Source organism: Bradyrhizobium sp. 76, from assembly GCF_023073025.1.
Lineage (GTDB): Bacteria > Pseudomonadota > Alphaproteobacteria > Rhizobiales > Xanthobacteraceae > Bradyrhizobium.
Genome location: NZ_JADPIS010000019.1, coordinates 72,180 through 97,495, shown reverse-complemented (window position 1 = coordinate 97,495; position 25,316 = coordinate 72,180). Strand labels below are relative to the sequence as shown.

Here is a 25,316-nt window from a genome sequence, read left to right as displayed (position 1 = left end):
TCAGCCCTCCGCCACCGCGTCGGCCCAGGGCTGGAAGATCTCGACCGCGCCGGAATTGGTGTCGCCGTCGCGCATCACGACGCTCGGGCAGGCGAACTTCTGCGGCAAGGACTGCACCCGCGCTTCCTCATAGTCGAATCGCGCCGCGAGCGTCTCGCGTGTGTCCGCCGGCAACCTGGTATCGCCGATCACGATCGCGCCTTCGCTGGCGTCGATGCGCGGTTGGTGGATCGCGGCATCGAGATCCATGCCGAAATCCATCGCAAACGACACGATCTGCATCACCGACGGCAGGATGCGGCGACCGCCGGAGGCGCCGACCGCGAGCCGTCTGCCGTCCTTGGCCTCGGCGATGACGGGCGTGTAATTGGTGAGGCAGCGCTTGCCAGGGGCGAGCGAGTTGGTGGTGCCCGGCATCGGGTCGAACCACATGATGCCGTTGTTCATGGCGATGCCGGTGTGCGGCGTGACGTATTTCGAGCCGAAGGATGACAGCAGCGTCTGCGTCACCGCCGCGATGTTGCCGTGGCGGTCGACCACGGAGAAATGCGTGGTGCAGGCGGGCGCCAGATAGTCCGCGCCGAGCGAGCGCTTGCCGTCGGCATCGCCCATGTCCTTGAGCCGCTCGCGATAGGCCGATTGCAACGCGGCGGCATATTCGGCGTAGGCGGCTGCATCGGGCGCGCTTCCCGGCTTCAGGTTCTGCTGCAACAGGCGCAGCGCGTGCGCCATGGTCGGTCCGGCCGTCAGCTCCGGCGTCGCAAACACCTTGCCGCCGCGATAGGGGATCGCCAGCGGATCGCGCAGATGGGCTCGGAACGCGGCGAGGTCCTCCACCGACAGCGCGCCGCCGTCGGCCTTGATGTCGGACGCGATGCTTCTGGCGAGGTCGCCCTGGTAGAAATCGCGCGGACCGGCGTCGGCGAGGTGCGCCAGTGTCGCCTTCAGCGCGTCCAGCGGCAGCCGCGTCTCGGACTTGATACCCCATGGCGCGCTCGGCGGCAGGCCGTCCTTCAGGAACGTGGCCGCGCTTCCCGGATAGCGCCGAAGGTCGGCCGCCGATGCCGCGATCGTCAGCGTGGTCCACCAATCGACCAGCAGGCCTTCACCGGCGAGGGCGACGGCCGGCGCGACGAGATCTTTCCATGGCAGCCTGGCGTGGCGGCGATGCGCCTCTTCCATGCCGGCGACGACCCCGGGCACGGCGATGGAGCCGGGGCCGTGGATATTGCGGTCGCCCTTGACCCGCTGCCAGGGAAACAGATCGGAAGCCGCGCCTTCGCCGCTGAGCGGATAGTCTGCGGTGCGCAGGCTTTGCGGCGCGCACATGCCGTAGTCGATCACCTCATAGCGATTTTCCGCGGCACGGTAGAGCACCATCGCGCCGCCGCCGCCCATGCCGCTGTTCCAGGGCTCCAGCACGTTGAGCGCGAAGGTGGTGGCGACGATCGCATCCACGCAGTCGCCGCCCGCCGCCAGCACTTGCGCCCCCACTTCGGCCGCCCGCCGCGATTGCGTGGCGACGATGCCGCCTTTGGATGTGACGGCGGGCTTGCGGACGGTTTGGGCGTGGCTGAACTGGTGAGGCATGATGATGTCTGTGTGCTGTCTTCGGTTTGGCTTCGTTGCGCTGAGCTCCGCATTCGGCGGAACGCGCGAAGAATGGCACATCGCCCCCACCGAGAACATCGAAAGGGCGGCGTGGCATGGCTGGTGTGAAACAGGCGGGGGAGGCGCAGTCGGCAAGACGTAGATGCCAAAACGAGAATGCCCGGGACATAGGCGAGCGGAAGCGACGCCGTCCTTCGGACGGCTATGCCCGGGCATGACGCATTGAGAGACCGATCAGTGGGAAGCAGGAGCCGCAGGGCTCAGCGCGCGCGATCCAGCCGGCTGGCCTGATACTTGGCGTGCCATTTCGGGCCAGGGCCGCGCATGTAGTGAAGCTCGGGGCGGTAGGGATTGCCCGCGACCCGCATCAGCGTCTGCCATTTGCTGGCGACGAAGTTCAGGGGCTGGCGGAGCAGGGTCAGTGACGCGAGCAACATGGCATCACCTCAGTGCGGCTTGCCGAGCATGGCAGTGAAGGGGAGATCGAAGATCTCCTCGCCGTCGGAGCCGCTGACATGGATCACCCAGTCGCGCCAATCCTCAGCGCCGGGCGTCAGGATCATCGCGTTCATGATCTGGGCGGCACGGTCGCGCGCCTCGGTCAGGTTGGTCACGGCTGTGCCGCTGCGATCGATCAGCGTGCCGTCCAAGTTGGAGCAGTGAAAATAGACCTGGACCATATGCGTCTCCTATTGGGAGCGATTGGGACGGCAAACCGATACCATTCCAAGCCTTCGCGAAACATTCGGGTCGAGCCCGGTAAGGGAATCTACGGAGATTGGTCGGCGCCAAGCCCCCTGCCGGTTTGATCACAAGGGGGTGTTGATCAACTGGACGGCATTCCCACGGCATGGAACAACCCTGGACGGAAAGTCCGGGAGGCGCCGTGAACCACCTCACATTCTGGCGTGAAAGCCGAAGCCTGCGCGCATGCGCGGTCGCCTTGGTGGTCCTCCTGACCCTCACCTCGGTAGGCTCATCAGAACCGGTCCGCAAGAGCGGCTATGCGATCGGCACGGAGACCTGTGGCAGTGCCGATCTGGCTTTTCCCAGAATCCAGATCGACATGAAGGCGGGATTTTGCGCCGGCCTCGTCGCCAGCGAGGAGGATCGGCTGAAATTCCCGCGCTCGATCGTCCAGGTGCCCGGTCGTGACCTGTTCGTGGTCGCCGACATGGCGGGCTGGGGCCATACTGATGGCCGGCTGCTGTTGCTCGACCCGCGCGCGCCCCAGGGACAGCGGTTCAAGGAGCTGCTGACTGCAATCGAATATCCGTTCGGTCTGGTGATCGGCCCGGACAAGAAGCTCTATGCCTCGAGCGCGGAGACGATCTTCCGGTTCGATCCGCTCGCCGACAATCCGCGCGACACGGTCGAGACCATCGTCCGTCACATGCCGGGCCGCCGGATCACGCTGCCCGATGGCACAAAGCTCGACGAGAGCGCGCATCCACTCAAGCAGTTTGTCTTTGATAAGAACGGCCGGCTGTTCGTCAATGTCGGCTCGCACAGCGACGACTGCATCACGCCGGCGCCGATCACGAGACCTTGCGCGGCGGCCGAGGGCTCTTCCGCGATGGCATCGATCTGGCTGTTCACGCCGCCCCCGAGCGGTATCTTTCCGGCGTTGAAGCCTGGCGAGACCGACCCGCCGCACAGCGTCTATGCGCGCGGCCTGCGCAACTCGATGGCGCTGGCACTGCATCCGAGCTTCCCCGATGCGGGTTATGCCTTCCTGCAAGGCGAGAACGGCCGCGACCTGCCCGACATTTTCAAGCCGAACGAGGAGATCAACGCGATCGAGCAGGGCAGGCATTACGGCTGGCCCTATTGCTACGATATGTCGACGCCGAGTCCCGAATTCAGGATCGTATTGCAGTCGGGGGTCTACAAATCGCTGTGCACCGCCAACGCTCTCTACAAGGCGCCGTTCTCGCTGCTTCCACCGCACGGCGCGCCGCTCGCGATGCTCTATTATCACGGGGCGAAATTTCCGGAGCTCGAAGGCAAGCTGCTGGTTGGCCTGCATGGCTATCGCCCGACCGGCAGCCGCGTCATCGTCTATGAGGTCGACGACCACGGCTTCCCGAAGCCCGCCCCGGCGCCGGTGTCTTATCATGTCAGCTGCGCGGCCGATCCGACCCACAGCTTTCAGACCGAGGGCGGCGACGTCGCCGCCGCGCCGTTCGAGGAACTGATCGCAGGCTGGCACCGCGTCAACGGCGCCCGGCCGCAAGGCGCGCCCGCCGGCATGACGGTCGCGGAGGACGGCGCCATCTGGCTGGTCGAGGACAAGAACCAGACCGTGATCCGGATCGACCGCGCCGCGGGCGATGCGCCGTCGCCGTTGCCCTGCGACATGCGTAGCCAGGCGCTGATCGATCAATTGGCGGTCTTCGTGGCCAGGAACGCGCCGAACAGCGTTCGGCTCACCAATTTGCGCAAGGGCCTCGTCGAAAAGCACTGCGTCGGCTGTCACTCGGATTTCGGCCTGAAGCCGGGCCTATCGGACGCTCAGAAGGACGCGACGGTGCTTCGCTTCATGCTGGCGCAGGATGGCTGGATCTATCCTGGTGATCCCGACTCCGGCAAGTTGCGCACGCGGCTTCGTGGGTTAGGCGCGGAGAAGCTGATGCCGCCGGGTGGCGAAGGCCTGCCGAAGGCCGAGCCTGGTTACACGCGCCTGCTCGACACGGCGGATCTGCTGGTGTCAAAAATGGTTCCAGGCATCCGGATGCGGATCAGGTCCGGCCCGCCGCAGCGCAAGTTCTTTGGCAAAACCAACAAGGAATGCGGCGAAATACCGGCTGCCAAGGTCGTCGTCGTGACACAAAGGAACGCTGTAGACAAACCCGGCTTCAGCCGCTTCTTCCGGCCGGCCGATCCCTATCTGAATGGCGAGTGCAGCGACGGCGATGGCTATTACATCCGGCAGGAATTTCTGGTGCCTGTGCAGTAGCGTTGTTCTCGTCCTTGCGACGGCACCGGTCCGAGCGGAAACGAAACTGTTCGAAAGCGTGCAGGTGACGCCATCAGGCGAATACACCTTCGGCATCGAAGGCCCGGCCGCCGATCTCGACGGCAATCTCTTCGTGGTCAATTTCGGCAAGCCCGGCACCATCGGCAAGCTGCCTGTCGGCGGCGCGGCGTCCGAGTCGTTCACGGCTTTGCCCGAGGGCAGCGTCGGCAATGCCATCCGCTTCGCGCGCGACGGCACCATGTTCATCGCCGACTACAAGAAGCACAACATCTTCGCGATCCCGAAGGGATCGACCGAGCCCGCCATCTGGTTTCACTCCGACGAGATGAACCAGCCCAACGACATCACCATCGCCCGCGACGGCACGATCTACGCGAGCGATCCGAACTGGAAAGGTCGCGAAGGCCACATCTGGCGCATCGCGAAGGGAGCCGACGGAACGGTGCAGGGACAGCTCATGTCGGCGCCGCGCGCGATGGGCACGACCAACGGCATCGATCTCAGCCCTGATGACAAGACGCTCTATGTCGGGGAATCCAGCAGTGGCCAGATCTGGTCCTACACAATCGGCGGCAACGAGCTCACCAGTCCAAAACTCGTCAAGGCGTTTCAGCCCGACACCGTCGACGGCCTGCGCACCGATGTCGCTGGCCGCCTCTACGTCGCGCGCATCCTCAAGGGCACGATCACGTTGATGAAGGCCAATGGCGCGGTCGAGCGGGAGATCGCGCTGCGGGCGAAGGAGCCGACCAATCTTGCCTTCGGCGGCCGCGACGGCAAGACGATCTTCGTCACCCAGCGTCAGGGCGGCTTCGTCGAGGCCTTCCGCACCGACCAGGAGGGCCGCGAGCACTGCCTTCAGCGCGGGCGCTGCTGAGCTTCACGAGCGATCTGCTTGCGGCGCAGGGCGGTGCGACAGGGGCGGCATTCTTCTTGCTTGCATCTCTCCGCCGCGGGGATTTAGACATCTGTGGCACCGTCAAAGCGACCACGGAGTGTTCGAGTGAAAGCCGTCCATACCGAACTGCACCGCAGCCACGATCCGCAATTCTTCCTGGTTCGCGGCGTGGTCAAGCGTACCACCGAGCAGCCCGAGCGTGCCGACCGCCTGCTCAAGGGATTGAAGGACGGCAAGCATCAACTGGTCGAGCCCAACACATTCGGGCAGGGGCCGCGTGCGCGCATCCATAGCCCCGAATATCTGTCGTTCCTGAGCGAGGCCTGGGAGGCCTGGACCGCGCTCGGCGATTCCGGCCCGGAGATGATCGGCAATATCCATCCGGTGCGCCATGCCGCGACCTATCCCACCCATATCACCGGCAAGCTCGGCTGGCACACCGCCGACACCGCGGCGCCGATCGGCCCCGGCACCTGGGCCGCGGCCTGCGCTGCGACCGACGTTGCCGTCACCGCGGCACAGATGGTGATGGACGGCGAGGATGCGACTTATGCGCTCTGCCGGCCGCCCGGCCATCACGCCTATCGCGACATGGCCGGCGGCTTCTGCTTCCTCAACAACAGCGCGATCGCGGCAGCACATCTGCGGCAGAGGCACGAGCGTGTCGTGATCCTCGACGTCGACGTCCACCACGGCAACGGCACGCAAGGCATCTTCTACGCGCGGCCGGACGTCTACACGGTCTCGATCCATGCCGATCCCGTCGCGTATTATCCTTACGTGTGGGGCTACGCGCATGAGCGCGGCGAAGGTCCCGGCCTCGGCGCCAACCTCAACATTCCCCTGGCGATCGGCACCGGCGATGACGGCTACATCCAGGCGATGGACGTCGCACGCAAGGCGATCGAGTCCTTTGCGCCCGGCGCCCTCGTCATCGCGCTCGGCCTCGACGCCTCCGAGCACGATCCGCTGAAAGGCCTCGCCGTCACTACGCCCGGCTTCCGCCGCATCGGACAGGCCATCGCGAAGATGGGCTTGCCGACGGTGTTCGTGCAGGAGGGCGGCTATCTCTCGGATATTCTCGGCGCGAATTTGACCTCGGTGCTGGCCGGATTCGAAGAGGCGCGGTGATGCTCGCTGAGTAGCCCATCATTCTCCGTCATTGCGAGCGTAACGAAGCAATCCAGAATCTTTCCGCGGAGGGACTCTGGATTGCTTCGCTACGCTCGCAATGACGATGTGGATGGTTAGGTCGACTTCATCAACAACTCAAAACATCCCGCTTGCCGCGAGCGCCTTGCAGACGTGCTGCATCTCGGTCTCGTCCGCGACCATGTCGAGCATGATCGTGGTCAGCCCCTTCGCGGCAAACTCCTTCAGCTTCGCGCCGATCTCCGCGTAGCTGCCGACGAGGTAGGGGCAGTCGGCCTGGAAGGTCAGGAACGGCAGCAGCCAATAGCCATTGTCCGCGAGTTCGCCGCTCTGGCCCTCGTAGAGGCGCCGTTTCCACACGGAATCGCTGTTCTCCACCGTGAGCACGAGCAGCTCGCGATCGTCGGCATTATCGCGGAAACGCGCCTTTGCCGCCTGCCGTGCCTCCTCGCGTCCCTCGCGGGCGAAAATTCCGAAATTCACGCCTGATACATCGAGGCCGAGATCGAGATCGGGCGGCAGCATCTGCATCTTGATGCAGCCGGTCTCCTTTGCGACGCGCTGTGCCGGCTCGGACTGGCCTGCGACCAGAAATTCCGGCATCAGCTCCGGCGGCAGGCGCGGCCGCAGTTGCAGGTTGCTCGCGCGGTAGAACCGGCCCTCGAAAGTCGCCGGCCGCGGGCTTGCCAGCAGCTGGCGCATCAGCGCAACGAATTCGCCGAGCCGGACATAACGATCGGCATGCGACTGCTCGTCGCCGAGCCCCTGCAGATCGCTGACCGCCGTCCCCGTGATCATGTTGAGATAGACCTTGCGGCGGTGGAGTTGCGCAAAGGACGAGACGAATTTTGCCGCCGTGAACGGGTGCATGTAGACCGGATTGACCGCGATCAGCGGCGAGGACCTCATCGTCTCGCCGATGATGTGCTGGGCCATCGCCCAAGGCTCGACGAACACGTCGTTGCCTTCGAACAGCAGGATGCCCTCGAAGCCGTTGCGGTCGGCGAACTGCGCCACTCGCATCAGCTCGCCGACATATTTCTTGGGATCGCGGTTGCGCGAAATCGCGGGAAAGACGCGCAGCCGCGGCAGTGTCATTCAGCCGCCTCCTGCAGCGGCCATGCATTGCGGGTGATGGGAAGGCCGCCGGTGGCGCGGGAGCCGTCGGCGATCGCGAGACGATGCGAGGGCGACGGCGAGATCAGCTGGAATCGCCAGCCTTCCGGATCGTCGGCGATATCGGGCTTGAAGCTGATCTCGATGGCCTCGCGCGATACCTGCATCGCGAAGGCGTCGAGCGGCAGATTGAGGCCGAAACCCCTGGCCTTCAGATAGGCCTCTTTCAGCGTCCAGTAGTCGAAGAAGCGCTCGGTCGCGGCGGGCTCCGGCAGCCCGCGCAGCGTTTCGACCTCTTCCGGCGCGAAGAACCGAAGCGCCGTCGACAGCGGCGCCACCCGACGCGACACGGTCTCGACGTCGACGCCGACGGTCTCATGCCCCGATACGACGCAGGCGACGCAGCCGTCGGCGTGCGACAGGCTGAAATGCAGCGTGCTCGAGGTCTTGGGCGATGCGACAAACGGCCGCCCGTAACGCCCGGCCGCAAATGACCAGTCGGTGGGGGCGACATCAGGTGCGACGTGCGAGAGCGCGAGGCGCAACATCGCGTGCGCGAAAATATATTGCCGCTGGTGCCGCTCGAACATGAAGCGGTCGGCTCGTACCCGTTCGTCGACCGAGAGCAAGCGCCGGCACGCATCAACCCCATCCGGCGCGTCAAAAGTCTCGATCAGTCCGACAAACAGTTCAATTCTGTCGTCTGCCATCAATTGGCCCATGGCGTCAGGCCGGGGCCAAATCCCCTGCCATGACGGAAGAATCAACTGAGCAAGAATCAACTGAGCGGACCGCTTCTAGCGGTCCACTCGGGCGAATCCTTGTCGATTGCTGGCCGGTTTACGGGCGCAAGCTTGTGCGAGACCCCAACTCGACACGCGAGCGGCCAAATCCGAAAACTGAAGCCCGAAAACTGAAGCCTGAAGGCTCGTGCGGCGTCCCGGCCGACGAGTCTTACGTCTTCTTCTTCTTCTTGGACTTCTTGGAGCCGCCCAGCATCGAAATGCTGGCGTCGACGTCCTTCAGCGCGGACTGCAGCTTCTTCTTCTCGGCGCCGAGCAACTTCTGCAGGGCCTTGCGGTCCTTGTCGCTCAGGGAGGTGCCTTTGGTAAATTTGATGAAACCCATAACGAACTCCCCGGTTGAAAATAATCGTCCAAATCAAAACGCGAGAATAATCTTGCGCGATGGCGCCAAATAATCAAGATGCAACTTGGTCATTCACAGCTTTGACGAGTGACCCCGTATTCGCCCGTGCTCTGCGGCCGGTCATGCCGCCCTGCGATTGAGCAGCCGGCCGAGCGGCGCATTGGGGTGGACGAGAGCAGCCCCGAGCAGCGCGACGAGATCCTCCATCCACTGGCCGACCGTGGCGCCGTCGAGCAGCTCGCTCTTGTAATTGCATGAACCGGTGATTCCCGTCGGCCGCTCCTTGAGCATCAGCGACAGCCAGGTCTGGTCGATCGGCAGCACCGGCTGGCCTTCGCGGGCGATGTTGCCGATCGATCCTGTCGTGAGATCAGGCAGATCGAGCGGTTGGCGCAGCGGATTTTGCAGGGTGAAATAGACCTGGAGCAGCGAGGCTGGATTGACCCCCTCCTGCTCCAGATGGTCGGCCAGGATGTTGAACGGCAGCTCCTGGCGCGCATGCGCGTCAAGCACGCTCTGGCGGACCAGGGCCACGGCCTGCGCGAACGACAGCTCCGGCGTGATTTTGGTGCGAACGATCACCGTGTTCTCGAACGGGCCGACGATCCGGTCGGTGTCCGGCTGGGCGCGATTGGCCATGGCGGTGGCGATCGAGATGTCGTGGCGGCCGGTCCGCGCCAGCAGCAGGGCTTTCAGGCCGGTTAGCAGACACATGAACAGCGTACAATTGTGCTGGCCGGCGAAGGCCGCGAGCCGGCCGATCAGCTCACGCTCGAGACTGACCGGATGGTGCCCTCTGGACGGGCCTGGGCTTGATTCGCCCTCCAAGAGGGGAGCCGCCCCGCGCAAATTCTCCGTCCATTCAGCCGCCTGACGGCGGGCGGCATCAGTGCCGCACCACCAGCGCTGCCAGCGCGCCACGTCCGAAAAGGCCGGCGGCTGTTTCGGCAGCGGCACCGACGGATAGCCAGCCAGTGTCGCATAGCGGTTGGACAATTCCTCGAACAGCACGCCGATCGACCAGCCGTCGACGACGGCGTGGTGCAAAGTCAGCAGCAACACGTGATCGTCATCGTGGAGCCGCAACAGCCGGGCGCGCAGCAGCGGCGCGCGCGTGATGTCGATCGGGACATAGGTCTCCTGTTCGATCAGGAGATTGATCTTGCGCAGCTCCAGCGCCTTGCGCCGCTTGTTGTTGTGGGGCTGACCGTCGCCGATCGTCTCGACGGTCAGGACACGGCCGAGGGCGCCGGGCGCGGCGGCGTGGCTGACGGGCTCCCCGCCGCTCCAGCCGAAATGGGTCCGCAGCGATTCGTGCCGGCGCACGATGTCGTCGATCGCCTGCGCCAGGGCGGCCAGATCGAGCGGCCCCTGAAAACGGAAGGCGAAAGGCAGGTTGAACAGCGGCAAACCCGAAAGATTCTGCTCGATCCGCAGCATCTGGTCCTGCGCGATCGAGAGCGTGGGAGGGCTGCCTGCGGCCAGGCTCGCTCCAACCAGCCTTGCTAAACTTGCGGCCGGCTTGCGCGGCTTTGCCGCCACGGCCTCGTCGACCCGCCGGGCAAGCTCGTCGATCGTCGGTGCCTCGAAGATGGTCTTGATCGGCAGCGATACGCCAAGCGCCCGGGCGACGCGCGCCATGACTTGGCCCGCCAGCAGCGAATGACCGCCGAGGTCGAAGAAATTGTCGGTCACGCCGAGGCTCTCGACCTTCAGCAGGTCGATCCAGATGTCGGACAGCACCTTTTCGGTGAAGCGCCGCGCCGGCACAGTCGCATCCGGTCCGGAGCTTTCCTGCTGCGCCGGCGCCAGCAGCGCGCTGCGGTCGATTTTGCCATGGGCATTGAGCGGCACCTGATCCAGGAACAGGAACGCGGACGGGATGGCATGGCCCGGCAGCCGGCTCTTCAGGAAGTCGCGCAGCTCGCTGGCGCTGCTCCGGCTGCCGGATCTCGCGACGATATGGGCAATCAGCCTGACATCGCCGCTCGCTTCGCGACGCGGTTCGACGATGCCGGCGCGCACATCCGGATGGTCGGCAAGCGCGTTCTCGATCTCCTTGAGTTCGATACGGTAGCCGCGGACCTTGACCTGATGGTCGGCGCGACCGAGGCATTCGATCGTGCCGTCGGCGCGGCGGCGGGCGAGGTCGCCGGTCCGGTACAGCCGGCTGCTTGCTTTGCGCGAGAACGGATCGGGCAGGAAGCGCTGCCGGTTCTGCGCGGGATCGTTGACATAGCCGCGGCCGACACCGGCGCCGCCGATGCAGAGCTCGCCGGTCACGCCGACCGGCTGCGGCTGCAGGCTTGTGTCGAGCACGTAGAGCTGCGTGTTCGGCAGCGGCGCGCCGACCGGGACGTTGCTCGTCGTGGTCGCCGGCGCCTTGGTCAGGCGATGCAGCGAGGCGTCGTCGGAACATTCCGACGCACCGTAGGCGTTGATCAGCGGCACTTTCGGGCAGCGCGCGAACCAGGCGTTGCAGAGATCGGAGGGCAGCGGCTCGCCTGTCGAGATCAAAAGGCGCAGCCTCGCAAAGGCGCGTCGGACCTGTGCCTCGTCCATGCGATCGAGGATCACGCGCAGCAGCGACGGGACGATCTCCAGCACCGTGATGTCCTCGCGCTCGATCTCGCGCGCGAGCAAAATCGGGTCTTCCACGATCGCGGTACCGCAGACATGGACGCGCGCGCCGACCATGGGCCCCGCGAGGAACTGCCATACCGAGATGACAAAACTCTGCGGCGCGGTCTGCGCGATCACGTCCCGGGACGAGAGGTTCAGCTCGGAAATGAGCGAGGCCAGATGGTTCGAAAGCCCGCGCTGCTCGATCATGACGCCCTTCGGCGCGCCGGAGGACCCGGAAGTGTAGATGAGATAGGCAAGGCTCGAAGCCGCGCGCCGCGCCGCGCGGGCCGGCTTGGTCGACGCTGGCGCGATCGCATCTTCGAGCCCGGCCATTGGAATCCGCTCGACCAGCGGTTCGAGCAGCGCCTCCGCCATGGACGACTGCGCCCGTCCGGTCAGCAGCATGCGGGCGCCGCTCGATCCGAGAATGGTTGCGAGCCGTGCCGGCGGCTGGTCGGGATCGAGATTGAGGAAGGCGGCGCCTACGCGTTGCACGGCGATCATTGCCGCGAGCAGGTCGGGTCCGCGCTCCGCAAGCAAGGCGACCACGGCCTCGGCACCGACGCCTTCACAGGTCAGCCAGCGCACGGCCGCTTGGCTGCGGCGCGCCAGCTCGCGGTAGCTCAAGGATGTGCGGCCGTCCGACACGGCGATCGCGTTCGGCGTCTTATCGACCTGGCGGTCGAAACGTTCGCTCGGATCGCGCGTGGCGAAATTGGCCGGCACGCCCCGGCCCTGCGCCAGCAGCTGCCGGCGTTCGGTCTCGGTCAGGAGTGCCAAGTGAGAGATGCGCTGCTCGGGATCGGCGATGACGGATTTGAGCAGGGTTTTGAACTGAGCGGCCATGCCCTCGATCGTCGCCGCGTCGAACAGATCGGTGGCGTATTCGAAGAAGCCGGTGAAACGGCCATCAGCTTCGACCAGCTCGAGCGTGATGTCGAATCGCGCCACTTTTGGATCGATCTCGATCCGCCGCGTCGACAGACCGGAGAAAGATGCCGCCTCGATCGAGGCATTCTGGAGGATGAACATGATCCGGAACAGCGGATTGCCGTCGCTCCTTCGCGCGATCTGAAGTGCGCGCAGGACCTCTTCGATCGGGAGGTCCTGGTTGCGATAGGCATCGAGCGTGACCTGCCGTACCCGGCGCAACATGTCGCCGAAGCTCGGATCGCCGCCAAAATCATTGCGCAGGATCAGGGTGTTGGCGAACAATCCGATCAGGCGCTCGCTCTCGATCTGGTTGCGGTTGGCGATCAGCGATCCGGTCGCGACATCTTCGTGTCCGGTGTGACGGAACAGCAGGCACTGGAACACTGCGAGCAAGGTCATGAAGGGCGTGACGCCCTGGTTCTGGCTCAGCGCAAGCAGGTCGGCCGACAGGGTTTTGGAGAATTCGAGATAGTGACGGGCACCGTGGCCGCTCCAGACCTCCGGCCTTGGTCGGTCGGTCCGCAGCGGCAGTGTGGTGACGCCGTCGAGCTGCGTCCGCCAGTAATCGAGCTGCTCCTTGGCGGCCGGCGTCTGCGCCCAGCTCTGCTGCCAGAGCGCAAAGTCGCGATACTGGAAGGCTGGCGAAGGCAGTGCCGCCACGTCCTTCTTGCGCGCTGCCGAATAATGGGCGGCGAGTTCTTCCCAGAACAGCCGCTGCGACCAGCCGTCGGTGACGAGATGATGGACGTTGACCACCAGCGCATGGCTGCTCTTGTCGAACGAGAGCAACGTGACCTTCAGCGGCGCCTCGTGCGCGAGGTCGAACGGATGTTGCGCGAGCCGGAGCGCTTCGCGCCTGACAACAGCGGCCCGCTTGTCCGCAGGGCAGGCCTTGAGCTTGATCCGCTCGAACTGCGGCGGCGATTGCAGCACAAGCTGCACCGGCTCGCCCTCACGTTCGACGATGACCGACCGCAACGCCTCATGGCGCGCCGACATCGCGGCGAGGCCAGTAGAAAGTGTGGCGACGTCGAGCCCACCCTTGAGGAGCGCGACTTCGACGACGTTATAATTGTAGCGCGTGGGGTCCAGTCGCGAGAGCACGTACATCCGCTGCTGCTGGAACGACAGCGGCGCGTCTGCTTTCATGGCTTGGCGCCAGGCCGGCAGCATCGTTTCTCGATGAATTGCGGCGGTCTCGATCCGGGCCGCAAGCGCCGCGGCCGTGGCGCAATCAAAAACGTCCTCGAACGAGAAATCGACGTTGAAGCGTTCGCGCAGGCGCGAGCGCATCTGCGTCACCGCGAGCGAGTCGGCGCCGAGCGCGAAGACGTCCTGATCGCTTCCGACCCGCGGCAGCTCCAGCAAATCGGCCCAGATCCCGGCGAGCTCGGTCTCCAGCGCGTTGCGCGGCAGACGCGCCTTCTCCTCGCCGCCGCCCATCGTTGCGATCAGCTCGGCCAGCGCATTGCGCTTGACCTTGCCGCTGGCGCCTTTCGGCAGCGTCGCCACGCTGCGGATCAGGCTCGGCACCTTGTAGGCCGCGAGCCGTTTCCGGGCGAACTGGCGCAACTGGTCCGAGGTCGGCTCGGAATTCGGCCGCAGCACCACGATTGCGGCGACGTTCTCGCCGAGCTTCGGGTGCGGGACGGCAAACACGCCGGCCTCCAGCACCGCCGGATGGCTGAGCAGAACCTCTTCCACCTCCAGCGGCGAGATCTTCTGTCCGCCGCGGTTGATGACGTCCTTGATACGGCCGACGATGAAGAGATAGCCGTCGGCATCGAGATAGCCGAGATCGCCGGTCCGGAACCAGCCGTTGCGGAAGGCAGCCTGCGTCGCCGCCTCGTCATTATAGTAGCTGCGGCTCATGTTGGGTCCGCGCAGCATGATCTCGCCGTGCTCACCGCTGGCGAGCGCGCGGCCTGTCTCGTCCATGATGGCGATCTCGGGGCCCGCGGCGCGGCCGACCGATCCGACCTTGCGCAGCTCGAACGGATTGGCCGCGATCTGCGAAGCCGCCTCCGTCATGCCGTAGGTTTCGAGCACGGGAACGCCGAACGTCGCCTCCAGCCCGTCGAGGATCGCAGGCGCAAGCGAGGCCGAGGCGGAGCGGATCACGCGCAGCGAAGACGATCGGGCAAGATCCGGGTTGGCTTCCGCCGCCGTCAGCAGCGCGCGATGGATGGTCGGCACTGCCGTGTACCAGGTCGGTTGCAGCTGCCGCATCCAGCCGAAGAAGGAGGCTGCGTCGAAATTTTCCGTACAGATCACGCTGGAGCCCGCAGCCAGCGCCGTCAGCAGGCCGGAAATCAAACCATGGGCGTGAAACAGCGGCAGGACGTTGAGCAGACGATCGTGGGACGCGAGCGACAGCACGCGGCCGGCATTGTAGGCGGAGAGGCACACATTGCGATGCGTCAGCGGCACCATCTTCGGTCGCGCCGCCGTGCCCGAGGTCAGCAGGATGAACGCGTCGTCGTCGCCGCGCGAGGCGCCGCTGCTGCTCGCCGGTCCAAGCGCCGGCCCGACGAACGTGCAGCCGCCGAGATCGTCTTGCGACCCTGACACGAAATCGATCACGGCAATATTGAGCGCCTTGGCGACATCGCGGGCCGCCGAGTTCGTGTCGGCCCGGGTGACGAGCGCGCTCAGCTTCAATTCGCTGAAATAGCGTTGCAGCTCGTCCGCCGTCAGATCGGGATTGACGGGCACGCAAGCGCAGCTTGAGGCGACAGCGATCAGGGCCAGTGCGCTGTCGGCACCGCGCGGCAGCGCGACCGCAATACGGTCGGCAGGAGTAACGCCAAGCCCGCGCAGCGTGCGGACGAGATCCTGCGTCCGCGCGCCAATCCCGCCGTAGTTGAGGACCGGCCGGCCAGGGGCGAGGAGGGCGGGGGCTGCCGGCCTCTTGCGGGCATGGAAATCGAGAAGGCCGCCGATATCCGCGAATATCTTCGTTTCGGCCGTCGCGCTGGCCAATTCCTGCGGCGTTGGGCGTGTGACGTCCGACAATTCCGTTCCCTTTTGATCCGATTGGGCTATTCTTCCAAGAAGTTAGGGAACGCGTCCAGTCTGAGGTGAAGTTTTGGCCCCAAAATCTGTGGTTGCGGGGCCCTGAGCCCTTCGACGGAGTGATTGGTCGGGCGGAATCACCATGCTGGAGAATGAGCCGGGCACGGGAACGGAAGGCGGGCTGAAGCGCTGGCTCGATGGTATCGGTCTTAGCCATTATACCGATCTCTTCGCGCAGCACCGTCTCGATCTCGATGTCATGGGAGACCTGACCGAATCCGATCTGGTCGAGCTCGGATTGCCACTCGGCGATCGGAAGCGGCTCCAGCGGGCCATGACCGCGTTGTTCCGGGCCGAAACCGCGGAGAAGCCCGACGGGACGGCGCGCCCGCAAATCCGGACGGAGGTCGGCGCGGAGCGGCGTCAGCTCACCACCATGTTCTGCGACATGGTGGATTCCACCTCGCTCTCGGTGCAGTTCGATCCGGAAGACGTGCGCGACATGATCGCGAGCTTCCGCGAAACCTGTGTCCGCGTGGTGAAGCATTACGAAGGTTTTGCCGCCCGCTTCGTCGGGGACGGTATTTTGGTCTATTTCGGCTATCCGACCGCACATGAGGACGACGCCGAGCGCGCCGTGCGAGCGGGGCTGGAAATCGTCCGGGTGCTGTCGACCGCCCGCGCGATCGAGCCGCGTGGTGCGCTCAGCCACTCACCCGCCGTCCGCATCGGCATCGCGACCGGTCTTGTCGTGGTTGGCGACCTCGTCGGACAGGGCACCGAAGAGCGCGACTCCGCGGTCGGAGAAACCGTCAATCTCGCCGCGCGCCTGCAAGGCCTGGCGCCGCCCAACGGTGTGGTGATTTCCACGTCGACCCAGTCGCTGCTGAAGGGGAAGTTCGACTACCGCGATCTCGGCGTCCACGCGCTCAAGGGCATCTCGGAGAAAGCCCAGGCCTGGCACGTGATGCGCGCCTCGCGGGTGGAGACCCGCTTCGCCGCCGCGATGGGCACGCGGCTGACCCCGCTCGTCAACCGCGAGGAGGAGATTGCGCTGCTGATGGGGCGCTGGCAGCAGGCCAAGGACGGCGAGGGCCAGGTCGTGGTCAAGTTCGGCGAGCCCGGCATCGGCAAGTCGCGCATCATCCAGGAAATCTTCGAGCGCATCGCAGGCGATCGCCATGGACAGGTCTCGTTCCAGTGCTCGCCCTATTACACCTCCACGGCGTTCTATCCGTTCGCCGAGCAGCTCAAATTCTCTCTCGGTCTCGATCGCGAGGATGCGTCCGTGCAGTCGCTGGCGAGCCTGGAGACCGCGATCGCTGCCGCTCATGGCGACATCGAGCAGGTTGCTCCGCTGCTTGCCGCGCTGTTGTCCATTCCGACCGGTGACCGCTATCCGCCGCTCGAGCTGTCGCCGCAGCAGCAAAAGGATGCGACCGTCGCGGCGCTGGTCAATCATTTTCTCGGCCTTGCGCGCGAGCAGCCGCTGGTGATCGCATTCGAGGATCTGCACTGGATCGACCCGACATCCCGTGAGGTGATCGATCTCCTGGTCGACCGGGCACAGAACCGGGCAATCCTGGTCATCATCACCGCGCGGACCGAATTCCAGCCGAGTTGGAACGCCCATTCGCATATCACGACCCTGGTCCTGAGCCGGTTGAGCCGGCAGTTGCGCGCGACGCTGGTCGAGCGCGTGGCGGGACGCGAGCTTCCCAAGGAAGTCATCGAGGAAATCATCGTCAAGACCGACGGCGTGCCGCTGTTCCTGGAGGAGCTGACCAAGACGGTGCTCGAATCCAACCTCCTGACCGAACGGCACGGGCGCTACGTGCTGTCGGGCCCGTGGCGGCAGCTCGCGATCCCGGCGACACTGACGGACTCGCTGATGGCGCGGCTGGACCGGATGGGGCCGTTCAAGCGGATCGCGCAGATCGGCGCCACCATCGGCCGCGAATTCTCCTACGAGACTCTGCACGCGGTCGCCAACACGCCCGCCGAACAGATCGAGGCCGCGCTCAATCACCTGGAGGAGGCCGGGCTGATCATGCGCCGCGGCCATCCGCCCGACGCGCTTTACTCCTTCAAGCACGTGATGATCCAGAACGCTGCGCATGCGAGCTTGCTCCATAGCGAGCGGCGCAAGCTGCATTCCCGGATCGCACAGGTGCTCGCCGAGATGTATCCCGAGAAGACCGAGCGCGAACCGGAGCTGCTTGCCCATCATTTGACCGAATCCGGCCAGAGCGAGGGCGCTGCCAGCTTCTGGCTCAAGGCCGGCAAGCAGGCGGCCAAGAGCGGCGCCAATCTGGAGGCGATCGGCCATCTGCGCCGCGGCCTCAGCGTCGTGCAGGCCAATGCGCGCATGCAGGGCGCCGACGAGATGGAGCTGGAGCTGCGCATCGCGCTCGGCAACGCGCTGATCGCCGCCAAGGGCTATGCCGTGCAGGAGGTCGAGGAGAACTACGTCCGCGCCCTCGAGCTCGGCCAGCAGCTCGACGATGACGAAAAGGCCTTCGCCGCCACGCGCGGGCTCTGGGTCTGTCATTTCATCCGCGCCGATCTCTCCCGCGCGCACGACCTCAGCGTCGAGCTGTTGAAGTTCGCCAAGCGCGAGCGGCTGAACGAGGGGACGCTGCCGGCGCAGCAGACCGGCTATCTGATCGAGGCGCATCGCTCGATCGCGATGACCATGCTCTATCGCGGGCGCTTTGCTGTGTCCCAGCACCATCTGCATCGCTGCATCAACCTCTACAGCCCCGATCTGCACTCCGATCTGATGGAGCGGCACGGCACCGATCCCGGCGTCGTCTCGCTGTCCTATCTCGGCTACCTCTTGTGGTTCCTCGGCCGGCCCGACGCGGCGCGGCAGCACAGCGAGCAGGCGATCGCGAACGCCGAGAAGATCCGCCACCCCTTCACGCTCGCCTTCGCGCTCGTGTTCGGCGCCTATCTCTGTCAGCATTTGCGCGATGTCGAGGGCACGCGCGACCACGCCAACCGCGCCATGATCATCGCCACCGAGCACAATTTCCTGCACTGGAAGCAGCAGGCCGCGATCCTGCGCGGCTGGGCGCTGGCGCAGCTCGGCGAGGCCGACGAAGGCCTCAGTCAGATGCGGTTCGGTCTCGACGAATACGAAGCGATGGATTCCTGGCTCGCCGGCTGCTGGTTCCGCTGCCTGCTCGCGGAGGCCTACGCCAAGGTCGGGATGCGCGATGCCGCCTTGCGCGCGCTGGACGGTGCGCTCGCGACCGCAAGACGGACCGGCGATCACTCCTACCTCGCCGAAGTCTACCGCCTGCAAGGCGAGATCACGCTCTCGGACGGGGATCCGGCCTCGGTGCAGGAGGCCGAGGACCTGTTCAACCTGTCGCTGGAGATCGCGCGCAAGCAGGGCGCGCTGTCGTGGGAGCTTCGCACCGCCGTCAGCCTCGCGCGCCTGTCGCACCAAGCCGGCAAGCGCGAGCACGCTCGTCTCCTGCTCGTACCGATCGTCGGCAAATTCAGCGAGGGCTTTTCCACGCCGGACCTGAAACAGGCGATGCAACTGATCGACGAGCTCGGCGCGGAGGCGCCTGTTCGTGCACAGGTCGATCCCGTGAGATGAGCGATCTTGCCGCCGCGCGTGCGCGTTACGTGGAGCTGATCGCAAAGCGCGAGCAGATCTCCTCAATGCGCCTGCTCGAAGCCCTTGCCACCGTTCCGCGCGAAAAGTTTCTGGCGAAGGGACCCTGGCGCATCAAGAGCGAGGCGGCGCGCTTCTATCGGCTGACGCCGGATGCCGATCCCGTTCATCTCCAGGACAATGTGCTGGTCGCGATCGATGCGCGCCGCAAGCTCGACACCGGACTGCCGAGCCTGTGGGCGCACTTCATCGATGTGCTCGACGTCGGGGAGAAAGACCGTGTGGTCCAGATCGGGTGCGGGCTCGGCTATTTCTCGGCCGTGCTGTCGAAGATCGTGGGCCCCAAGGGCAGGGTGCAGGCAATCGAATGCGACGAGCGGCTTGCGGCGCGCGCCGCGACCTATCTTGGCGCCTATCGCAACGTCGCGGTCGTCCATGGCGACGGATGCGAGGACATCGGCGAACCCGCCGACGTGATCATCGTTCATGCCGGCTTCTCGCAGCCGCATCCGCTCTGGCTTCGGTCGCTTCGTCCGCGCGGCCGGCTTCTGGTGCCGCTGACCCAGCGGGACCGCGAAGGCGCCGCGCTCAAGATCACCCGCAAGGGCAAGGGGTTCGAAGCCGAGGCGGTGCAGCAGATCCGGATTTTCCCCGGTCAGGGTCGAGGCGTGACCGCGCTCGACGACCGCGTCGCCGACTGGTGGCAGCGCGCCTCCGCGCTGGCGCCGCTGCGCTTTCGCGGCATCGAGCAGGGGCTGCCGTCGGATGGCTAATGATTCGTTTCATTTTACCTTGATTGCGAATGTAAGTATTCAACGCGCCTCGGCGCCGCTATGAGTACGGCCTGATCGCCATACGAGCGCGCACCATGCATTCCGTTGCCCTGCTGACCGCCAGCTATGCCAAGGATATCGAGCGTTTTTCGCTGCTCAGCGAGAGCATCGACACCTGGTTGACGGGCTACACGCGGCATTATGTTCTCGTTAACGATGAGGATCTGCCGCTGTTCGCGCGGTTCGCTTCCGACAAGCGTGTCATCGTTCCGGCCTCGCGCTATTTGCCGAAATGGCTGTGGGCGCTGCCGCCGGCTCTGCAGTTCATCAGCAAACGGCGCGTCTGGCTGTCGCTGCTGTCGTCACCCGTTCATGGCTGGCACATCCAGCAGATCCTCAAGATCGCCGGCGTCCTCAACGCGCCCGAGCAGCGCGTCTGCATCCTGGATTCGGACAATCTGTTCTTCCGCGAATTCGACGTCGGCCAGTATGCCGGCGGCGAGAAGACGCCGCTGTTCGTCACGCGCAACGGCATCGACGCCGCCCACCCCTTGCATGTCCTGTGGCTCCGCACCGTCGATCAGCTCCTTGGCATCAAGGAAAGGTCCTTCCCCGCGGACGACTATGTCGGCAACGCACTGGTGTGGGACAAGGACACCGCGCGCGCGATGACCGACGCGATCAAGTCGGCGACGGGATTGAACTGGGTTCTGGCGCTGTGCCGGAAAAAGAAGTTCTCGGAATATCTCATGTACGGCCATTTCGTCGCGAACGCGCCCGCGCATCTGGCCACTCATCGGGTCACCGAGGATAGCATCGCGGTCTCGCATTGGGATGACACGCGCCTCGACCGCCCGGCCATCGAAGCGATGATGCGCGCCGCTTCGCCCGACCAGGTGGCGCTGTGCATCCAGTCCTATTCGTCGACCTCGATCGACGACATCCGCGACGTGTTCCGACTCAGCTCGCGCGACCGTCGTAGTCCGAGCCTTTCGCCCGATCACATGGGCGATGCGGTTGAGTTCGAAGCACCGACGAAGACGCGCTAGGGCATGATCCGGAAAAGTGTGCAGCGGTTTTCCGAAAAGATCATGCTCAAAATAAAGCCGTTTAAGCGTCCCTCGTGAACTTGTTGATCACGTTCATGAACGGCTTCGGCTTGAACTCGCCGTCGAGCGGCAGAGGACGGTTCGGCTGCTTGTCGGCGCGGGCAAAGGTGCCGTTGATCCAGCTATAGCGGTCCGAGAGACCCCAGGTCAGGATCGAGCGCACCGGTCCGCTGGTCGAGATCGCGGTCAGGAGATCGTCGACGCGCTTGGCGACGATGGCATCGCGCTCCGCCGGTGTCCCCGTCAGCTTCTGGTCGTCGACATCGAGCTCGGTGACATACACCTCGAGGCCCCAGGCGCGCAGCTCGGTGACGAATTCGGCGAGCCCATGGGTGTCGATCTCGAGCTCGGCATGCAGATGCGATTGCAGTCCCACGGCGTGCAGCGGCACGCCCTGGTCGAGCAGCTCCATGATGAGTTGGCGGTAGGCCGCGCGCTTCGCAATGAACGTGTCCTTGGCCGACTCGATGTCATATTCGTTGATCGCGAGCTTGACGAAGGGGTCGGCCGCAGCCGCCGTGCGAAACGCCAGCGGAATCCAGCGATTGCCCAGATGCTGCGTCCAGAGCGAGTCGCGCCGGTCTTTCGGACTGCGCGGATTGTCGGGGATCGGCTCGTTGACGACGTCCCACGACGTCAGCTTGTCCTTGTAATAGGAGACGACCGTGCCGATGTGGTCGACATAGGCGCGCTCGACGCCCTTGGCATCCTTGATCTGCTTGGTCCAGTCCGGAATATCGTGATACCAGGCGAGCGCGTGCCCGCGCATCGTCAGGTCGTTCTGCCGGGCGAAATCCAGTATCGCGTCGGCGCGTTCAAAGGCAAAGGTGTGCGCGTCCGGACGCAGCATCGGCCATTTCAGCTCGAGCACCGGAACCACCTGCGTGCAATACGTGCTGATGGCTTCGCCGAGCCTGGGATCGGCTTGCAGATCCCAGAGCGTGGCCGCGGCACCAAATCCCTGATGGCGCTGGGCGAGTTTCGATGCCGGCGCTGCGGACGCCGATGCGCCCGCCGCAAGTGCGGCGGCGCTGCCGAGGAGAAATTCGCGTCTGTCGAGCCTGGTCACGGCATTCCTTAATCGGAGCCAACGCGCCATCGTACCAAGCGACGCCTTGCAACGCCGGGGTTTCCCCTCGTTGGGTTAACTTTGCCATCTGCGAAATCACGGTTCCTTTCGGTGGCCGTGCCGCCGTCAGGGAAGGGCAAATTTAACGCTAACCCGCGAAAGCGGCCTCAAAGCCGCATTCGCCGCCCGATCTCCAGACTTATGTGACACTCTTGAGGGATGCTGCGGCGCAATTCGTTCGCCCCGCCATGGTCCAATTGATGAACGGCCGTCACACTCGCAACAATGTTGCCGGTCCCGTGCTCGCATGCTGAACCGCCATTTCTCGATTTATCTCGTCGCCTACATCCTGCCTGCGGCGGTGGGCTTCTTCGCCGTCACGGCCTACACGCGGCTGCTCACGCCGGCGGAGTACGGCGTCTATGTCGTCGGCATCAGCCTGGCCGGCATTCTGGGTGCGATCTTCTTCGCCTGGATCAAGCTGTCGGTGTCGCGCTATCAGGCGATGTCGGCCGAGGTGGATTTCCGCGGCACCGCAATGGTCGCCTTCGCGCTTACCGTCGCCGTCCTCTGCGCCACCACGCCGCTGGTCTTCCTGTTCCGCAGTGATCTCAGCGTCGGGCTGCTGCTTGCCAGCATGTTCGTCGCGATCATGGCGAATGCCGTCGATGTCGGCCAGGAGTTCGAGCGCGCAAAATTGCGCCCTTACAGATTCGCGGCGATCTCGATCGTGCGCAGCGTGTCGAGCGTCGGTTTCGGCCTGCTCGGCATCTGGCTCGGCTGGGGTGGACTGGGACTGCTCGCCGCATTCGGCCTGGGTTCGCTTGCCGGGATTATCCTGAACCTCGTCGGTGACCGCACCAGGATCGCGCGTTTTCAGCGCAGCCAGTTCGTGCAGCTCGCGCGCTACGGCCTGCCGCTGACGCTGGCCGGATTGTCCGTCGCGGTCTACTCGGCCTGCGACCGCCTCATCGTGGCATATTTGCTCGGCAAGGACGCCGCCGGCATCTTTGGCGTCGCTGCCGATCTGCCGCGACAGTTCATGGTCATGATCGCCTCCAGCGTCGCTGCGGCAACAGTGCCGCTGGTGTTCCGGTCATTGTCGGAGAAAAACAACGAGACGACGCGGAAGCGGCTGACCGAGAGCCTCGAACTTCTGCTCGTCGTGGTCGCGCCCGTCGCCGTCTGGCTCGCGCTCGCAGCCGACCAGGTCGCCGGCACACTCGTCGGCGTCGACTTCCGCGCCGGCGTATCGGCGCTGCTGCCGACCCTGGTGCTCGCCCGGTTGTTCGGCATCGCCAATCAATTCTACGTGCAGATCAGCTTCCAGCTTGCCGAGCGGCCGTTCATGCTGGCGGCGCAGTCGTTCCTGACGCTGGTCGTCAGCGTGGCGTTGATGTTCGTGCTGGTGGCCGGCCATGGCCTCTACGGCGCGGCGCTGGCAACGCTTGCGACCGAGGCGATCGGCTTCCTCGTTGCCGTCGCCCTGATGCATCGCGCGCATCCGGTTCCGTTCGACCTCCACCGCCTCGCCGGCGTTGCCGTCTCCGCCGCGGCGATGGCGGCCGCGATTCTCGTTGCACGATCCCAGGTCAATGGCATCGGCCTCGTCCCGCTCATGGTTGTGAGCCTTGCGGGCGGCCTCGCTTATGTCGCCGCAGCGTGGTTGCTGAACGTCGCAAATGTCCGGACGCTGTCGCTGCGTTTCCTGCGAACCTTCAATCGGAAGGCGTTAGGCGTTTAGCCGCGGCGTCTGACGAGGCTCGTCCTCACCGTCTGAAGCCCTGAAAGCGCCGCTTGACTTGGCGATGGCTCGGTTTCGGCCGGAAGCGGTCCAGGTGGTGGGCGATTTTGTTGCATCCTTGGCCATAACCGTGCTTCTTGGGCCGCATGTCGGGAGCAGAGCAGACTATGACCCAAGGAATACCGGAAATCCGCGCATCGGCGCAGTTGCTCGCCCGCTATCGCGAGCCCGACAATGCGCGGGGTGTCCTCGAACTGGCGATTACGGCGATACCGTTCGTTGTCATCTGGGCTCTGATCTGGGCCGCTCTGGACCAGGGCTATTGGTTTGCCCTGCTGCTTGAGGTGCCCGCGGCGGGTTTGCTGGTCCGCCTCTTCATGATCCAACATGATTGCGGACACGGCTCGTTCTTCCGCGGCCGCGTTGCCAACGATTGGGTCGGCCGTGCCCTCGGCGTGATGACACTGACGCCATACGGCTACTGGCGGCGTAACCATGCAGGCCATCATGCGAACTCCGGCAATCTCGATCAAAGGGGCTTGGGCGACATCGATACGCTGACCACGCGTGAATTTCTCGGGCGGTCCCGATGGCGTCGGACGCTGTATCGCTTGTATCGACATCCCCTGGTGATGTTTGGCGTCGGCCCCTCGTATTTGTTCATCTTGAAGCACCGATTGCCGGTCGGGATGATGCGTCGCGGCTGGAAACCCTGGCTGAGCACGATGGGCACGAACATGGCCCTCGCGGTTCTCGTCGTCACGATGATCCAGCTGGTCGGCTATGGGCCGTTCCTGCTCGTGCATCTGCCGATCATTGTTCTGGCGGCGTCGATCGGCGTCTGGCTGTTCTACGTCCAGCATCAGTTCGAGCACACGCACTGGGCCCATGACGAGACCTGGAATTTTCACGACGCCGCGCTGCACGGCAGCTCTCACTACCAACTGCCGGCTGTCTTGCGATGGTTCACGGCCAATATCGGCGTCCACCACATCCATCATTTGTCCAGTCGAATTCCCTACTATCGCTTGCAGGACGTCTTGCGCGACAATCCGCAGTTCGCTGGTGTCGGGCGGATTACGCTGCTCCAGAGTTTGCGGACCGTGCGGCTGACCTTGTGGGATGAGGAGCGGCAGCGGCTCGTCTCCTTTGGAGAGGCGGCCTTGTTTGGAAAGGGAGCCAAGCTTGTTTGAAAAGGCGGCCTTGGCCCCAGCGGTTTCGCTTACACCGCCCCCGCGCGGCCGCCGAATGGCGTGAATCCGCGCGATCGGAAGGCGATGGGCGTTCTGCGCCCGTTCAAGGTGGCCTCGCCGTCCGACGTCAGGCGCTGGCAGCCGTGTCACCGACCCCCGGTCATTCTGTCGCAGCGATAGAGCGCGAGCTTCGGCCGCGCGCCGCCCTTCCGCCTGCGTCAACCGTCGTATATGAGATTTATCGCCGGAACGTGCCGAATGTCGCCACAGACGGAACGTAAGGCGGCTGCGATTTCTTAATTCAAAGATCGCAATCTG

Annotated in this window: 16 protein-coding genes; 8 read left to right on the top strand and 8 right to left on the bottom strand. The window is 64.9% G+C overall.

What is annotated here, in order from left to right:
• The 3 genes from IVB48_RS06910 to IVB48_RS06900 all read right to left on the bottom strand — a co-directional run bounded on the left by IVB48_RS06910 (window position 1) and on the right by IVB48_RS06900 (window position 2,291).
• Window positions 1-1,590, bottom strand: coding sequence for a gamma-glutamyltransferase (locus tag IVB48_RS06910; RefSeq protein ID WP_247398807.1), 1,590 nt, complete (start codon window positions 1,588-1,590; stop codon window positions 1-3).
• Window positions 1,591-1,871: 281 nt separating this feature from the next.
• The gene (locus IVB48_RS06905) at window positions 1,872-2,048 is read right to left on the bottom strand and encodes a hypothetical protein (protein ID WP_197031156.1); all 177 of its coding nucleotides are present in this window, start codon (window positions 2,046-2,048) and stop codon (window positions 1,872-1,874) included.
• A 9-nt stretch (window positions 2,049-2,057) separates the two neighbouring features.
• Complete coding sequence (locus IVB48_RS06900; RefSeq protein WP_007606355.1) at window positions 2,058-2,291, bottom strand: hypothetical protein; 234 nt, start codon at window positions 2,289-2,291, stop codon at window positions 2,058-2,060.
• A gap of 206 nt (window positions 2,292-2,497) precedes the next feature.
• On the opposite strand from IVB48_RS06900, the gene IVB48_RS06895 reads away from it, so the two are divergent.
• From IVB48_RS06895 to IVB48_RS06885, 3 genes are all read left to right on the top strand, one after another.
• Window positions 2,498-4,570 carry a PQQ-dependent sugar dehydrogenase gene (locus tag IVB48_RS06895; RefSeq protein ID WP_247398805.1) on the top strand — a complete coding sequence of 691 codons (2,073 nt, stop codon included), beginning with the start codon at window positions 2,498-2,500 and terminating at the stop codon, window positions 4,568-4,570.
• Window positions 4,527-5,468 (top strand): SMP-30/gluconolactonase/LRE family protein, encoded by a 942-nt coding sequence (locus IVB48_RS06890; RefSeq protein WP_247398802.1) that lies wholly within the window; start codon window positions 4,527-4,529, stop codon window positions 5,466-5,468. The genes IVB48_RS06895 and IVB48_RS06890 overlap by 44 nt, the downstream gene beginning before the upstream one ends.
• Window positions 5,469-5,594: 126 nt before the next feature.
• The gene (locus IVB48_RS06885; protein ID WP_247357224.1) at window positions 5,595-6,620 is read left to right on the top strand and encodes a histone deacetylase family protein; all 1,026 of its coding nucleotides are present in this window, start codon (window positions 5,595-5,597) and stop codon (window positions 6,618-6,620) included.
• A gap of 138 nt (window positions 6,621-6,758) precedes the next feature.
• Here IVB48_RS06885 and IVB48_RS06880 read toward each other — a convergent pair whose 3' ends face one another.
• The 4 genes from IVB48_RS06880 to IVB48_RS06865 all read right to left on the bottom strand — a co-directional run bounded on the left by IVB48_RS06880 (window position 6,759) and on the right by IVB48_RS06865 (window position 15,479).
• Entirely contained in the window at window positions 6,759-7,739 is a 981-nt protein-coding gene (locus tag IVB48_RS06880) for an LLM class flavin-dependent oxidoreductase (RefSeq protein ID WP_247398799.1), read from the bottom strand.
• Window positions 7,736-8,467, bottom strand: a complete 732-nt coding sequence (locus tag IVB48_RS06875; RefSeq protein WP_027568173.1) for a 4'-phosphopantetheinyl transferase superfamily protein — start codon at window positions 8,465-8,467, stop codon at window positions 7,736-7,738. Before IVB48_RS06875 ends, IVB48_RS06880 begins: the two co-directional genes overlap by 4 nt.
• A 244-nt stretch (window positions 8,468-8,711) precedes the next feature.
• On the bottom strand, window positions 8,712-8,885 hold the full coding sequence (locus tag IVB48_RS06870; protein WP_007600599.1) for a hypothetical protein: 174 nt from the start codon (window positions 8,883-8,885) through the stop codon (window positions 8,712-8,714).
• A gap of 141 nt (window positions 8,886-9,026) precedes the next feature.
• Complete coding sequence (locus tag IVB48_RS06865; protein WP_247398796.1) at window positions 9,027-15,479, bottom strand: non-ribosomal peptide synthetase; 6,453 nt, start codon at window positions 15,477-15,479, stop codon at window positions 9,027-9,029.
• Between the two features lie 142 nt (window positions 15,480-15,621).
• Between IVB48_RS06865 and IVB48_RS06860 the strand changes: the two genes are divergently transcribed.
• The 3 genes from IVB48_RS06860 to IVB48_RS06850 all read left to right on the top strand — a co-directional run bounded on the left by IVB48_RS06860 (window position 15,622) and on the right by IVB48_RS06850 (window position 20,932).
• A complete protein-coding gene (locus IVB48_RS06860) occupies window positions 15,622-19,092 on the top strand; it encodes an AAA family ATPase (RefSeq protein WP_247398793.1) in 3,471 nt (1,156 codons plus the stop codon).
• Window positions 19,089-19,883, top strand: coding sequence for an rRNA adenine N-6-methyltransferase family protein (locus tag IVB48_RS06855; RefSeq protein WP_247398790.1), 795 nt, complete (start codon window positions 19,089-19,091; stop codon window positions 19,881-19,883). The genes IVB48_RS06860 and IVB48_RS06855 overlap by 4 nt, the downstream gene beginning before the upstream one ends.
• Before the next feature lie 95 nt (window positions 19,884-19,978).
• Entirely contained in the window at window positions 19,979-20,932 is a 954-nt protein-coding gene (locus IVB48_RS06850; RefSeq protein ID WP_027568169.1) for a DUF6492 family protein, read from the top strand.
• 61 nt (window positions 20,933-20,993) lie between these two features.
• On the opposite strand, the gene IVB48_RS06845 is transcribed toward IVB48_RS06850, so the two are convergent.
• Window positions 20,994-22,061: an endo-1,4-beta-xylanase gene (locus IVB48_RS06845; protein ID WP_247398787.1), complete on the bottom strand. Its 1,068-nt coding sequence runs from the start codon at window positions 22,059-22,061 to the stop codon at window positions 20,994-20,996.
• 307 nt (window positions 22,062-22,368) lie between these two features.
• Between IVB48_RS06845 and IVB48_RS06840 the strand changes: the two genes are divergently transcribed.
• Both IVB48_RS06840 and IVB48_RS06835 read left to right on the top strand, forming a co-directional pair.
• Window positions 22,369-23,805 (top strand): oligosaccharide flippase family protein, encoded by a 1,437-nt coding sequence (locus IVB48_RS06840; RefSeq protein WP_247398785.1) that lies wholly within the window; start codon window positions 22,369-22,371, stop codon window positions 23,803-23,805.
• 167 nt (window positions 23,806-23,972) lie between these two features.
• Complete coding sequence (locus tag IVB48_RS06835; RefSeq protein ID WP_247357265.1) at window positions 23,973-24,998, top strand: fatty acid desaturase; 1,026 nt, start codon at window positions 23,973-23,975, stop codon at window positions 24,996-24,998.
• The last annotated feature ends 318 nt before the right edge of the window (window positions 24,999-25,316 follow it).